The organism is Bacteroidales bacterium (assembly GCA_035299085.1).
Classification (GTDB): Bacteria; Bacteroidota; Bacteroidia; order Bacteroidales; family UBA10428; genus UBA5072.
This window is the reverse complement of record DATGXG010000020.1, coordinates 17694-32330: the sequence shown is the minus strand read 5'-3', so window position 1 is coordinate 32330 and position 14637 is coordinate 17694. Positions and strand designations below refer to the sequence as shown.

Annotated in this window: 14 protein-coding genes; 8 read left to right on the top strand and 6 right to left on the bottom strand. The window is 43.0% G+C overall.

Translation table 11 applies throughout. The features are described from left to right. The coding region (locus tag VK179_05935; GenBank protein ID HLO58260.1) for an aldo/keto reductase at nucleotides 1-873 on the bottom strand (873 nt) is incomplete at its 3' end. A 13-nt stretch (nucleotides 874-886) separates the two neighbouring features. Continuing rightward, nucleotides 887-1624 (bottom strand): TspO/MBR family protein, encoded by a 738-nt coding sequence (locus VK179_05930; protein HLO58259.1) that lies wholly within the window; start codon nucleotides 1622-1624, stop codon nucleotides 887-889. A gap of 138 nt (nucleotides 1625-1762) precedes the next feature. On the opposite strand from VK179_05930, the gene VK179_05925 reads away from it, so the two are divergent. Further along, nucleotides 1763-2185, top strand: a complete 423-nt coding sequence (locus VK179_05925; protein HLO58258.1) for an OsmC family protein — start codon at nucleotides 1763-1765, stop codon at nucleotides 2183-2185. Nucleotides 2186-2294: 109 nt separating this feature from the next. Here the strand turns inward: VK179_05925 and VK179_05920 are convergent, their stop codons facing one another. The 3 genes from VK179_05920 to VK179_05910 form a co-directional block, all read right to left on the bottom strand. Continuing rightward, a complete protein-coding gene (locus VK179_05920; GenBank protein ID HLO58257.1) occupies nucleotides 2295-4433 on the bottom strand; it encodes a LamG-like jellyroll fold domain-containing protein in 2139 nt (712 codons plus the stop codon). A 100-nt stretch (nucleotides 4434-4533) separates the two neighbouring features. After that, entirely contained in the window at nucleotides 4534-5112 is a 579-nt protein-coding gene (locus tag VK179_05915) for a hypothetical protein (protein HLO58256.1), read from the bottom strand. A 43-nt stretch (nucleotides 5113-5155) separates the two neighbouring features. After that, nucleotides 5156-5515, bottom strand: a complete 360-nt coding sequence (locus tag VK179_05910) for a hypothetical protein (protein ID HLO58255.1) — start codon at nucleotides 5513-5515, stop codon at nucleotides 5156-5158. A gap of 198 nt (nucleotides 5516-5713) precedes the next feature. On the opposite strand from VK179_05910, the gene VK179_05905 reads away from it, so the two are divergent. From VK179_05905 to VK179_05880, 6 genes are all read left to right on the top strand, one after another. Further along, nucleotides 5714-6415 (top strand): TonB-dependent receptor plug domain-containing protein, encoded by a 702-nt coding sequence (locus tag VK179_05905; protein ID HLO58254.1) that lies wholly within the window; start codon nucleotides 5714-5716, stop codon nucleotides 6413-6415. A 5-nt stretch (nucleotides 6416-6420) separates the two neighbouring features. Further along, entirely contained in the window at nucleotides 6421-7410 is a 990-nt protein-coding gene (locus VK179_05900) for a carboxypeptidase-like regulatory domain-containing protein (protein HLO58253.1), read from the top strand. A 72-nt stretch (nucleotides 7411-7482) separates the two neighbouring features. Then, a complete protein-coding gene (locus VK179_05895; protein ID HLO58252.1) occupies nucleotides 7483-8160 on the top strand; it encodes a TonB-dependent receptor plug domain-containing protein in 678 nt (225 codons plus the stop codon). Between the two features lie 28 nt (nucleotides 8161-8188). Then, nucleotides 8189-9220, top strand: coding sequence for a carboxypeptidase-like regulatory domain-containing protein (locus VK179_05890; GenBank protein ID HLO58251.1), 1032 nt, complete (start codon nucleotides 8189-8191; stop codon nucleotides 9218-9220). Between the two features lie 42 nt (nucleotides 9221-9262). After that, the gene (locus VK179_05885; protein HLO58250.1) at nucleotides 9263-10582 is read left to right on the top strand and encodes a Gfo/Idh/MocA family oxidoreductase; all 1320 of its coding nucleotides are present in this window, start codon (nucleotides 9263-9265) and stop codon (nucleotides 10580-10582) included. Next, the gene (locus tag VK179_05880) at nucleotides 10561-11685 is read left to right on the top strand and encodes an anaerobic sulfatase maturase (protein ID HLO58249.1); all 1125 of its coding nucleotides are present in this window, start codon (nucleotides 10561-10563) and stop codon (nucleotides 11683-11685) included. Before VK179_05885 ends, VK179_05880 begins: the two co-directional genes overlap by 22 nt. Before the next feature lie 171 nt (nucleotides 11686-11856). Here the strand turns inward: VK179_05880 and VK179_05875 are convergent, their stop codons facing one another. Beyond that, nucleotides 11857-12723: a dienelactone hydrolase family protein gene (locus tag VK179_05875; GenBank protein HLO58248.1), complete on the bottom strand. Its 867-nt coding sequence runs from the start codon at nucleotides 12721-12723 to the stop codon at nucleotides 11857-11859. Between the two features lie 304 nt (nucleotides 12724-13027). On the opposite strand from VK179_05875, the gene purH reads away from it, so the two are divergent. Further along, on the top strand, nucleotides 13028-14548 hold the full coding sequence (purH, locus tag VK179_05870) for a bifunctional phosphoribosylaminoimidazolecarboxamide formyltransferase/IMP cyclohydrolase (GenBank protein HLO58247.1): 1521 nt from the start codon (nucleotides 13028-13030) through the stop codon (nucleotides 14546-14548). The last annotated feature ends 89 nt before the right edge of the window (nucleotides 14549-14637 follow it).

The following is a 14637-nucleotide window of genomic DNA, read 5'->3' as shown; positions in this document are numbered from 1 at the left end:
TGATTTTACATGGTTGGTTGTGCGCATACCCGGTATGATGGTGCTGACTGAAGGTTCGCCAAGTATGAAACGAAGGGCCATTTCAGGCATTGTCATTCCTGCAGGAACAACTGGTTTCAGAGCGTCGGCATGGTCAACACTTGCATAGAGGTTTTCAGGTACGAAATACGTACTTCTCCAGTCGTTCGCCGGCCAGTGGCTCTGTCGCGTCAGGGTTCCGGTGAGTGAACCTTCATCAAACGGAACACGGGCAATGACGCCCACATTCATTTCCCGGCAGGCAGGGAATAGCTCATCCTGGGGGTTCTGATCGAAAATATTGAAGATAACCTGCACAGTATCTATCAAACCGCTCTTGACTGCTTTAATTCCATTCCACGGCTCCCACCGGTTAATGCTGATGCCTATGGCATGAAACAGTCCCTTTTCCTTAAGCTGAAGCATTTTTTTTATTCCACGGTCGTCCTCAAGCCAGTGATCTTCCCATGTATGAAACTGCATAACGTCGAAAGAATCAACGGAAGCATTTTTCAGACTTTTCTCCACATATTTCTCAATATGATCGGGCGGAAAGCAATCATCGAGTGAATATTCCCTGCGACTGGGCCATTTAAAATTTTTAGGCGGTATTTTGGTTGCCGTGTATAGTTTTTTACCGGGATTGGCTTTCAGTAATTTCCCGAGTAGTCCCTCACTTTTACCTGCCCCGTATCCCCATGCGGTATCGAAGAAATTGCATCCGAGGTCAACGGCCATCTGAAGGGCATTGAATGATTCCTGGTCATCTGAACCTGTCCAGCCGGCCATACCCCACATTCCATAACCAATTTCACTTACATTAAGGTTTGTGCGACCAAGTTTCCTGTATTTCATAGAATTTATTTGTTTATGAAAGTTGATTCTGAATAAATCCTCCTTTTGCCAAAAATTGAATAATCATGATGATACCCACTATGAATATAGCCACCACACTGGCAATAACAATCGACCGGAAATCACTTTGCCTTTTGATTATGATGCCTGTGAAAGCCCAGATAACGGATAGTCCAATAAAAGGATTCCGGAACGAATAGATGGCGAGTGATGCAATGACAGCACCCGCAAGAATCATGATGATGGCCCATGTTTCTTCTGAAAGTGGTCCACCATGCCAGTTATAGAATACAAGCAGGGCGGTTATATTAGCTATTGTGGCTATGCAAAGCCATCCGAGGTAAACACCGAATATGGCTTTCAGGATTCCGACGGGGATGGAGCTGATTTGCTTATTCATGTAAATAAGCGTGATGAGAAAGGCAATGATGACTAAAACCGAGACGGATACTTTCTGATAATGCCAGAAAACGATCCAGAGTGAATTCAGTATGCAGGTAATGGCAAATGGCCCTTGCAGAATTTCAACCGATGTTTTGTCGGCCGAAGTAAATTGAAGCACACAAAATACAGCCAGAAGCAGGTAAATAACACCCCAGATACTGAAAGTAATTCCGGCGGGAACAAACAAATTGGGATATTTATCAGCCAGTTGCCCTGTAGTCATATTATTAAGAGGAAGCGCATTGGCAAGGTAATTCATGACGATCATGCCTGCAAACAGGGCGAGGTTAATATACTTCATTGCCATATTACTGATGTTTTAAGTAAATTTACTGAAAAGATAAATATCACATAACGATTAAGATAGGCAAGCCATAAATTGTTCGAACACAAAACCACTGAAGTTGTTTATTTTTTAAAATTATATCCAATAAATTCATTTATCATGAAAAACACAGCAACTGCCAAATGGCAGGGTGATCTTAAAAACGGTAACGGTGAAGTGAAACTCACCACAGCGAATTTGACAGCCAATTACACTTTTGCATCCCGGTTTGAGAACGGGAAAGGTACAAATCCCGAAGAGCTGGTGGCAGCAGCCCACGCAGCCTGTTTCTCAATGGCACTCTCCAACATAATCGCCCAGAAGGGATACAAACCTGAGGAGGTTTCCACTTCAGCCACCGCAATTCTTTCGAATCCCGGCAATGGGTTTTTAATTACAGCAATGGAATTGACGACTGAGGCTAAAGTAGGTGGTATTGATCAGAAAACATTCCTGGAACTGGCCAACGAAGCCAAAGCCAATTGCCCGATTTCGAAAACACTGTCATCGGTGAATATTACCTTGAAAGCGAATCTAAAATAGTAAAAATATGTAGAGCCCCCGCTAACGACGGGAGTTTTTATATAATATTACCCCGGCCTAAAAGGCCGGGGCTATTGAAAAAACACCGACCTTCAGGCCGGGAGTAGTATCAAGGATGTACAACCTTACTTCTAAAGATTTTTCCGTTATCATTTGCCTCAAGGATATAAATCCCCCCTGTCAATCCTGAGACCTCAAGATAATCCTGGTTGGTTTTGCGGATCACCTGCCGGCCATGCAAATCATAAACACAAATAGATGAATAGGTCTGATTCAGATGAATCATTTCACCTGCCGGATTCGGATAGAAAGTCAATTCATTGATTTCTTCAGGTTCTTCCGGAAGATTTGTAGATTTCAATGATGAGAAGGGATAGGTTTGTCCGCTGTTAAGAAGGGCAATTTCTCCTGCTGTAAGGGCACGGTCCCATATTCCTACTTCGTCCAGTGTACCCCTGAAGCTTCTTCCATTGAAGCCAATCTGGGATATAGTAAGAGAATTGGATCCGGAAATAGACGTGGCGCCGATATGAATTCCGTTACGGTATAACCTCATCTGATCATTTTCTCTTACTAGTGTAATATGATGCCAGGTACCGGTTGTAAAGGTATTATAGAAGTCGAATTCCTGGCCATTTGTATTCGTTTCGATTTTTATGTTATTATTGGCGCCTATAAAAATTCTGGAATAATAAGCATTATGGCCCATTATGATTAAATCGTCAGTGATGGATTGAATTTTCATCCAGAATGAATACGTTGCCGTTTTGTGGGTTAACGGATTGGACAGCGTAACATAATCACTGTTACTGTCGAAATGGAAACCGCCATTTACCCTTCCTGCAACTTTTGTAACACCTGCAGACACATACCCGGTATTGCCACCGGCCTCATCACGGGCATTGCCGGATGTCTCATCAAATTTGTAATAGGCTTTCAATGAAGTAAGCAACGACGATGATGAAATCGGACCCGCGTCAATTACCGGTGGGGTGGGGGGTACAGAGAGTGTACCTGAAAACGGATAGGCACTATTGTATACCAATGCAACTTCCTGCGATGTAAGTGCCCTTGACCAAATGCCGACTTCATCAATCACACCACGGAAGCTTCTTCCATTGAAACCGATCTGTCTTAAGGACATATTAGCAGAACCTGAAATGGAACTGGTTCCCAGGGAAATCCCATTTCTGTAAAAAGTTACGTTGTCGTTGTTTCTCACAAGGGCAATATGATACCATGTGTTTAAGGCGAACGGGCTGTAAAATGCAAATTCCTGCCCGTTTGTGTTGGTCTCAACTTTCAGGTTGTTGTTGCTGCCAATAAAAATCCTGGAATAGTATGAGTCATTACCCATGATCAGTAAGTCATCGTTTAGGGATGAAATCCTGATCCAGCATGAGTATGTTCCGGTTTTAAGCGTTGATAATTTTGAAAATGTAATATAATCGGTGTTTCCGTCAAACAGGTAGCCGCCGTTTACTCGTCCGGCAGTTCTTGTAACGGAAGAAGATACAACTCCGGGGTTGCTCCCGGTTTCATCTTTTGCATTCCCTGATGTTTCATCCAGTTTGTAATAGGATTCAAGTCCGGTAAGCAATGCAGATCCTGATGGCACCTGTGGTACAACATCAGGCAACTCCGAGAGTTTCGGAAAAACATACTTTTCAGCCAGGTAATTTAACCCGGTGGTACTCAGGTGAACATTATCCCTGTACCAGGTTGTATTGGTGTAGTCTTCAAAAACACCACCCGGTTCCCTGCAGTTTACAAAAACATCAGCTAAGGCAGTATTTTTTGAAGCAAACATTGAATTAATTTCCGAAATGCCGGATCGGTTTATACCATCGGGGAGATTGATCATCAAAACCTTAAAACCTGCTGATTTCAGCGTGGTATAATATTTCACCAGGTTATTGTAAAGATCGGTAACATCAACGTTACTGCCTGCCCATGTATCATTATAACCGATGTAATACAGGACAAGGTTTTCATCATAGCCCGATGAGTACCTTGGCACAACCTGTGAGGTCACATCACTTACCATTTGGAAGGTGGTTTGACCTGAAACAGCAAAATTGGCATAGCGAACAGAGGTATAACCCTGCGATTGAAGCAATTCAATAATTTTTTGGGGCCATGTACCCGAAGATGTCTGGGAATCCCCGTCGAAGACGATATTAAGTGATTGGGGTAAAGCGAATACATATGAGCATAGAATGAAAACCGTAAATAGAGACTTTTTCATAAAAGGATTTTAAATGAATACTATGGTTAGAGGTAGAATGTATGCACAGAGGGGATCTCTGTGATCAGATATTTTCATTACCGGCTGATAAAGGTTACCATTAACGTTCAGATGCTTTGATTGTCATAATTTCGGCGAGTATCCCGTTTTCAAAGTAAAGGTATGCATCTGAATAGACCCATTGTTCCCGGGGGCCCCAGTCCGTGCTGCTTCTCTTAATTTTATAAGGAATGCCCCAACTGTCGAGTGTCATATCAACAGTCATCCCGATCCAGATTTTTCTTTCAGAAACCTGCAACCCTTCGGGATATCCGTATTTTCTGATAAGTTCTGATTTTCTTTTAAGGGCGGCCGCCTTAAGTTCCGGATCAAGTTTATTTTTCAGATTGGTCATTATCCTTTCGTGGCCAAGGCCGGGCTCATCTCCGTAAACATCAGCCATCAGTGATGCAGAATCAATAATGCCCCTTGTTTTTTTATACTCCACTAAAAAGCAACCGCAACTGTCGGTGTATTCAACAAACGTAAACGCATGATTGCGGGGAACTCTTGCCAGCACCTTTCCGTTTGTATTTTCAAGTATGGGAATGGGTTTATGTCGGACACGGTAATTGATTGTTTCCTGCCCGTAGCTTTCAGTATAACATAACAGTAGAACAAAAACGAAGATTCCTTTCATTCCCGGATTTTGTTAGAAACAAAAAACAGGAACAAAAGATCAATCAGGTAGGATGATCAAGAATACTTTCAACTGTCGGGAGCCTTATATTGATGTTGTTATCCCTTCTGTATTTTTCAACCCAGTAATAATAACGGAGGCTTCTGAATGCTTTATCAAACACTTCATTGCTCGGTGCTTTTTGAGTGGTAAACAATTTTACAAGTAAACTTATTGATTTGATCTCATCGCTAAGTTCCTTTACAATGTCCGGATCATCAAAGAAATCAGGATGATGAGCGTTTATCTTTGTTATTTTGATGAAAATATCAAGTAACCTGGTGAGAATCTCATCTGAAAGATTTTGCGGAAGTAAACCTTCGCGGCCTGTATCTTTGGCAATCTTCTTCAGTGAATTATACATAATCAGCTATTTTCCCTAATCTCAATTTACATGTATAACACATGGATTCTCTGTTAGTTTTGTAAAACACTTGCTTTAGATGGCTTAAGCATAGAAAAATTATAAAGTTGCAACTTGATTTCACTGAAAATTACGTAATTTAGATAGCCCTTTCAGAGTTAAAAACAGTAGTAATTTGTTGGATTAATAATTCTTTCCATGAAAAAGTCAGGTATATTGATTTGTTTGCTGTTGGCTTCTTTGCCTTTCTTCCAGCTTTCAGCGCAAAAATCCGATAAAAAGATAACCATTTCGGGTACAGTACTCGATAAAGAAAGTAAGCCGTTGCAAAATGCCATGATTATGATTGATGGCGTAAAGACCAATAAAATGACGGATGATCAGGGTCATTACCTGGTTAAAGTAAAGCCTTATGCCCGTACAATCGGTGTTGTTGCCTTCGGCAGCGGGGTTATTGAACAGGATATTTCGGACCGTACGGAGATCAATTTCTATTTCAATGCAAACAGGGTGGAAAAGAAAGAAGCAGATAAAGAGGCTCCGTCTGATAACATGGTCAATACAGGCTATAACTCGGTTGAAAAGGAAAAACTGACAACTTCTGTAGGCAAAGTAAAGAATACACGGGCACCCAGAACGTATGCCAATATTTTTGAAATGCTACAAACCGTTCCGGGAGTTAAGGTAACCGGAACAAGAGTCGTTGTGAATGATGCCCGTGATTTCCAGGGAACCGTAGATCCTTTGTTCGTAGTTGACGGAGTGCCGGTAACAAGCATTGATGATATTTCCCCTGCAACCGTTGCTTCCATCGAGGTACTGAAAGGATCAGCTGCTTCCATTTATGGTACAAGAGGTTACGGAGGAGTTATCCTTATCAAGAGAAAATCACTTGAGTAGTTGTTATGTCGTTCAACAGAGTTTTCAAACCCCTTCTGTTGTGGCATTGTATGGCTTTACTTTATCTGCCCTGTTCAGGACAGGTTGTTAGAGGTTATGTACTGGATGCAACCAACCATGACACCATTTCTTATGCATCAGTGTTTTTCGAAGGCACGTTCAAAGGAACAAACACTGATGCACATGGATACTTCACAATTGATCTGGCCGGTAAACCATTTATACCGCTTACTGTAAGTGCAATCGGCTATTATTCCCGTGAAATCAGCGAATATTCTCCTGCTATACCAGTAACCGTTTATCTTTCTCCAAAAGTATATGCCTTTAAAGAGGTTATTGTTAATGCCCATGGTTCAAAAAAACAGAGAAAAAAAGACATGCGGATTTTCAGGGAAGTTTTCCTGGGAACCACGCCAAATGCATTGCGATGTATCATACTGAATGAAAACGATGTGGTATTTAACAGTGGTTCGCATTCCGACACTCTTCGTGCATTTGCTTACAATCCCATAACGGTGAGGAATCCCAACCTTGGTTACACGGTTACTTATTACCTGGATAAGTTTGAATTTAACAGGAGAACAACAGATTATTATATTAAGGGTGTGATTTCCTTTAACGAAGACCTTGTTAATGCACTTAACAGAAACCAGGTTGAAAACAGGCGATTCAGGGCTTACAATGGTTCCATTCCCCATTTCTTCAAGTCACTTTGGAGTGGTAATCTTGAAGATTTCGCTGTGATGGATAAAAACTGGAACGAATTTCAACTCACGGATTCTGTAGCTATAAATGACAGTGTTACGCGTTTACTGAACTGTAAATCGACATTTTATGTGCAGCACGACAGAAAAACTTCACTGGCAATTCCCATCAGCGAAAAATTGACGTTTGATCAGTATGGATTTTATGTCCCAGAAATTAAATGGCAGGGTGATATGGCTTCAAGACGTATTGGTGACTGGTTGCCGGTTGAATATTATATGAACAGGTGAGAAATTCAATTTGTAGTTATATATCGGTACATTTTTTGACGTAACTTTTTTCTGACCCAAAACTTAACTGCCGTGAAACCAGTTTTACTTTTATCATTTTTATGTATTCTCCCGCACCTGGTAGAAGCCCAGGCCAGGGATATTACTTTTATTATTGAAGGAGTCATCCTGGATGTGGATGGCACTCCTGTTTCCGATGCGATAATTGTCGTTGATAATGAAACCACCAATACAAAATCGGATGACAACGGGAATTATTCGATCAAAGTTAAACGGTCAGCGCAAAATATCGGGGTAGTAGCACTCGGTGTTGGCTACCTGGAAGAGAAAATCGATAGCAGAAACCGGATTGACTTTACATTTGGCCGTGTGGCTGTTGAACCTGAAAAAGAAACAAAGTCTGAGGAAATTGTAAATACAGGGTATAGTGCCATAAGGAAAAAGTATGCTGCCGATGCGGTCGGATTTCTGGATGTGGAGCATTCGAAGAAAAAATATAATTCGATTGACCAAATGCTGTTGGAAACTCCCGGGTTAACTTTAATGAATGGAATGTTAATCGTTGCAGGTTCAAGAACTTTTCAGGGTTTTGTACCTCCCTTGTACGTGGTTGATAATATGCCAATGGATTATTTACCTTCCATATCTCCCTCACAAGTAGCCACAGTTACGGTTCTTAAAGGAGCCAGTGCGGCTATGTACGGATCAAGGGCTTTTGGCGGCGTTGTACTAATCACAACGAAATTGTAGTCGCCCTATTTTCACCAATAGTTCTCCTATGAAAAACCTGATCCTGTTTTTTGTGGTTTTCCAAATATCGGCTGCCTTATACTCGCAAGTTATCAGTGGAGTAGTTCTTGATAGCCAGACGAATGATACAATACCTTTTGCTTCAGTATATTTTAACGGGACGTTCGTAGGAACCAGTACGGACAATCACGGGAGATTTTCAATTGATATAAGCGGTCGCAGTGCAATGCCTTTGACTGTAAGTGCTGTAGGGTACTATTCAGTTACAATCAGCGGTTTGCCGGCAAAAGAAATAAAGGTTCTCCTTGAGCCAAAAGTTTATGAAATGAAGGAGGTCCATGTTAGCGGTGCATCACTGCTTGAGGAAAGAGAGGCCGATCTTAAAATCTTCAGAAGGGAGTTCCTTGGCGGTTCAATATATGGCAAAAGATGTGAAATTCTGAATGAAAAGGATGTTACCTTTAATTACGGCAGTTCTGATACACTAAAAGCCTATGCTAAAAACCTGATCCGCATTCATAATCCTCTGCTTGGTTATAATATGGCCTGTTTTCTTGATGAATTCGTATATTGTCGCCAGACAGGTGACTTCAGAATGACAGGCTATATTTTATATCAGCAGGATCTAAAGGACAGCAGTGATTTAAAAAAGATTATTAAGAGAAGGCGTCATGCTTATTATGGTTCACCTATGCATTTTTTCAGGAGCCTTTATTCAAATACAGTTCAGAAGCAGGGTTTCACAGGTTATAGCTCCGAACATAATTCAAAGGTTTACCTTTCTTATTCAAATGAATACGTTTATAATTCAAGTGAGTACATTAAGGGAAAAAGCCTGTATAAAAAAACAGTGACAGAAGGAGAGGGCATAAAGTATTTTTATTTTAACGGGAACCTCACAATTTCCTATAACAGGAACCTTACCTACTTTAAATTTCTTTCTGATAATATTGCCTTCAACCATACAGGACAATACGATTTCACAAAAATAAGCCTGAGCGGCAAAATGGCTGAATTACGGGTTGGCGATTGGTTACCGTTTGAATATGTACCTAACTAGGTTGAAATTTTAATTATCTTAGGGTAATAAATTTCACTACAAATGATCAATCGTCGAAAATTCTTAACGGGTGGCCTGGCAGCCGTTGCCGGTGCAGGTATTATGGCCTCATTTCCCCTTACTGCAAAAGCTTTTGCTGGTTCTCCCAATGATAAAATAGTGGCCGGTGCCATAGGTATTAACGGGATGGGCTTTGCCGACCTGCAGGCATTTTTAAGACAGCCAAATACCGAATGTGCTGCGCTTTGTGATGTGGATGAGAATGTACTCAATGCCAGAGCACTTGAAGTGGAAAAGATACAGGGTAAGAAACCGGCCCTGTATAAAGATTTCAGGAAGCTGCTCGAAGATAAGTCGCTTGACGTAGTCATCATAGGCACACCGGATCACTGGCACTGCCTTCCTTTCATATATGCCCTGCAGGCAGGAAAGAATGTTTATTCTGAAAAGCCTCTTTCAAACAGCGTCCAGGAAATCGACCTGATGCAAAAAGCAGCAAAGAAGTACGGTAAGGTTGTGCAAATAGGTCAGTGGCAACGAAGCGATCCACACTGGCAGGACGCTGTGGCTTTCGTTCATTCGGGTAAGCTGGGTAAAATCAGGACCGTTCGTGCCTGGTCATACCAGGGATGGATGAAATCGGTGCCAGTTGTACCCGATGAACCGGTGCCCGCCGGAGTTGATTATGATTTCTGGCTGGGACCGGCTCCGCTGAGGCCTTTTAACAAAAACCGGTTTCACTTTACATTCCGGTGGTTCTGGGATTATGCAGGGGGGATGATGACCGACTGGGGAGTTCATATTCTCGATTATGCCCTTTTCGGCATGAATGCAGGGCAGCCCAAATCGGTTATGGCAATGGGCGGTAAATTTGCCTATCCCGAAGACGCTTGTGAAACACCTGACACGTTGCAGGCACTTTACGAATTTAATGATTTCACGCTTTTGTGGGATCATGCCATTGGCATTGACGGAGGTTATTACGGCCGTTCACATGGCGTAGGCTTTGTAGGCAACCTGGGAACCCTTGTTGTCGACAGAAACGGCTGGGAGGTAATCCCTGAACCCGGCAACGGAAAAGCTTTAATGGAGAGTGTGCCGTTGAAGAAGGGTAACGGTAAGGGCCTTGAAAATCATATGAAGAATTTCCTAGCCTGTATCCGTGATTCTTCCGTAACGCCCAACGCAGGTATTGATATAGGTGCCCACATAGCAAGAGTGGCCAATCTTGGGAATATTGCCTATCGCACAGGCAGAAGGCTATACTGGAATGGTGACACAAGCAGTTTTATCAATGATACCGGTGCGGATGCTTATCTGAAGGCCAACTACAGAAAGCCATGGGAGTTGCCAACCCTTTGATCAACCATAAAAGAGATTTCCAGATTTTTTTAAAGCCGGCCGGACCGGTATGCAATTTAAGCTGTTCATACTGCTATTACCTGCAGAAGAAAAATCTTTTCAGCAGTGTGAAGGTTATGGATGCAAACCTGCTTGAATCAGTGATCCGGCAACAGATTGAAGCCACTACTGAACCGGTGGTTACATTTTCCTGGCATGGAGGCGAACCCCTTATTGCCGGTATTGATTTTTTCAGGAAAGCCATTGAACTTCAGCAGAAATATTGTCCGCCCGGTAAAACCATCCGGAATGCGGTACAAACCAACGGAATCCTGATTAATGAATCATGGTGCCGGTTTTTTGCCGATCATGATTTTGGTGTCGGACTCAGCCTGGATGGTCCCGAAGAGCTGCATAACCGGTTCAGGGTTGACAAAGATGGATCAGGGACGTTCAGAAAAGTAATGCATGCATTTGACCTGCTGGTAATGCATGGAGTCGACCCCGAAATCCTTTGCGTCATCCACAGTAAAAATGTGAATTACCCGAAAGAAGTGTACCGGTTTTTCAGTAGTCTCGGAATATCCTTTCTTACCTTTATACCCCTTGTTGCAAGGGTTAATGGCCGCGTAACCGAAGATTCGGCGGACCCGGAGGCTTTCGGTGCTTTTCTTTGCACTGTTTTCGATGAATGGCAGCAAAACGGAATCGGACAAATCAAAATACAGATCATTGAGGAAGCCCTGCGTATGGCTTTCAATATACCTCACAGCCTATGCATATTTCGCCCGGAATGTGGCGGCATTCCAGTAATTGAACACAATGGCAACTTTTACTCGTGCGATCATTATGTAGCCGGGGAACACCTGGTTGGTAATATACAGGAAAGAACGGTTTCAGCCATGCTCGACTGCGACCGGCAGAAAATTTTCGGTAGGCAGAAAGCTTCATTGCCTCAATATTGCCTGAAATGTGAGGTCCTGGGTATGTGTCACGGCGAATGTCCAAAAAACCGGTTTGCCACTGCACCGGATGGCGAACCGGGTTTGAATTACCTGTGCCCGGGATACAGGATGTTTTTCAATCATTGTTTGCCTATGGTGGAGGCTTTGAAAGGGCTGTAGGCTATAGGTTTCATTAACCCCGGCCTTCAGGCCGGGGACCAGGTAACCATTTATATCCCATCGCTGGCTCTGGCCTTAAGGCCAGAGCCAGCGAAAGAAATAGCCATATACCCACCCCGGCCTTAAGGCCGGGGCAATTGATAAACCGGGCCTTCAGGCCGGGTTTATAGATCAGCCCTCCAGCTTCTCCTTAAAAAAAGCTACAGTTCTCGTCCATGCGAGATCGGCAGCCTGTTTATTATACCGCTCGGGGTTTGAGTCGTTGTTGAAAGCATGTTTGGCACCGTCGTATATAAAAATCTTATACTCGTGGCCGGCTTTTTTCAATGCTTCTTCAAAGGCAGCAATACCGGCATTAATGCCGGGATCATCACCGGCATAATGGGCCAGGATGGGTGCCTTTATTTTAGGAACATCTTCAACGGCAGGCTGACGGCCATAGTAGGGCACAGCTGCTTTAAGGTCGGGTGAATGAACAGCCACCTGGTTTGTCATGGCTCCGCCCCAGCAAAATCCGGTGCATCCTACATTGGTATTCGACTGTGGATGGGTTTCGAGGTATTTTACGGCGGCAACCAGGTTGTTAACCGTATCTTCCTGGTTTAGCTGTCCGATCATATCCCGGGCTTTATCGGGATCATTATCAGGCGTACCTCCCAGTGGTGTAAGTGCATCCGGAGCCAGTGCAAGGAAGCCTTCTTTTGCCATCCTGCGGGCAACATCCTTAATGTGCGGCTGAAGACCCCTGTTTTCATGAATGATCATTACAGCCGGGTACTTTTTCTTCTTTTCAGGACGTGCAAGAAAAGCTTTAATCTCACCGGTCTTACCTGGATAAGTTACCGATTCTGTAAATAAACCGGTTTCATCATCGGTAAGAAGGACATCATTTCCAGCATCACCGGCATTCAGCGTGGCGAAAATTGATGTTGCTGCTGCTGTACTGCCGGCATAAAGAGTAAGCTTTCTGAGAAAATCACGGCGGGTTGTCGCTCCGCGTTTGTAATCGAGGTAAAGGTCGTTGATTTGCGGTTCCATGGGTATGTGTTTGAGGTTTATAATAGATCGTCATTGCGAACCCCGGTTCCTACGGGGTGAAGCAATCTGCCGGCACAGGCAGAACAATGCCAAGAAAAAACACCGAACACTGAACACCGATTTAAGATTTAAGAAGACTCTGATCGGTGATAACAATCACCTAAAAGTTTAACAGTAACAAAGATAGGAAAGAGCTGTTTATTTTATAAAAAATTAATATCTTGTGACCCAGCCGAAAGTACCGCATATCACATGTATCTTCGGGTATTTCAGAACTTTACCACAACCATAAATCACCCCTGATATGGATAAAAAAATAAAAACTGCGCTGATTTCAGTGTTCTACAAAGACCATCTCGAAGAGATTGTCAGAAAAATGGATTCACTGGGTATTGCCATTCTTTCAACGGGAGGAACAAAGGACTTCATTGAAAAGCTCGGCATCAAAGTCACTGCAGTTGAAAACCTCACGGGTTATCCTTCTATCCTGGGCGGACGCGTTAAAACATTGCATCCTAAAGTATTCGGAGGTATCCTGGCCCGTCTCGACAACCAGGAGGATATCCGCGATATGAAACAATTTGAAATGAATCCGATCGACCTTGTTGTTGTGGATCTCTATCCTTTTGAACAAACGGTGGCTTCAGGGGCATCCGATGAGGATATTGTTGAAAAAATTGATATCGGGGGCATTTCCCTTATCAGGGCTGCTGCCAAGAATTATACCGATGTGGTGATCATTCCTTCAAAGGATCAGTACCCGGTTCTTCTTGATATTCTGAACAGCCAGGCAGGAACGACAACCCTTGATCAGCGCCGCAGCCTGGCACTTGAGGCATTTGCAGTGACTTCGCATTATGATACAGCCATATTCTCGTATTTCAACGGGAAAAAGGAAAAACTGGCCTTCAGAAAGAGTGTGAATTCGGCAAAACCTCTGCGATACGGTGAGAATCCCCATCAGCAGGGCACTTTTTATGGTGATTTTGAAGAGATTTTTGAACAGATACAGGGCAAGGAAATTTCCTATAACAACCTTCTCGATATTGAGGCTGCCGTTTACCTGATCGATGATTTTGCGGAAACCACATTTGCCATTCTCAAACACAACAATGCCTGTGGCGTGGCTTCAAGATCTGCACTGGTTGACGCGTATAAGGATGCCTTCCAGAGCGACACGGTATCGGCGTTCGGCGGTATCCTCATCACCAATACAAAAATTGATACCATCACAGCAGAGGAAATCGATAAACTGTTCTTTGAAGTGATTATCGCACCTGCCTATGAGGATAATGCTCTTGAAATTCTGAAAAAGAAAAAGAACCGGATTATTTTACTCAGGAAGGTGGCCAATCTGCCAAAGGTTCAGTTCAGATCGATGCTGAATGGGGTAATTGAACAGGACCGAGATACAAAAACAGAAACAAAACAGGATATGAAGCCTGTTACAAAGCGCGTTCCCACTGATAAAGAAATAGCCGACCTGATTTTTGCCAACAAGGTGGTTAAGCATTCCAAATCAAACACCATTGTGCTGGCCAAGAATAACCAGATGATTGCAAGCGGTGTAGGGCAGACCAACAGGGTGGATGCACTTCGCCAGGCTATTGCTAAAGCAAGGAGTTTCGGACTTGATCCGGACGGAGCCGTAATGGCTTCGGATGCCTTTTTCCCTTTTCCCGACTGCGTAGAAGTAGCTCATGAATCGGGTATTAATGTTGTCATTCAACCCGGCGGATCAGTCAGGGACCAGGAATCAATTGATTATTGTGATAAAAATAATATGGCGATGGTCGTCACCGGTACACGGCATTTTAAACATTGAAAAATGCGTAACTTGCTTAGGATTTATTCGTTTATATCGTTAGTTTTCATGTTAATTTATTTTGTCAAAGTATTACCTTTACCAACTTT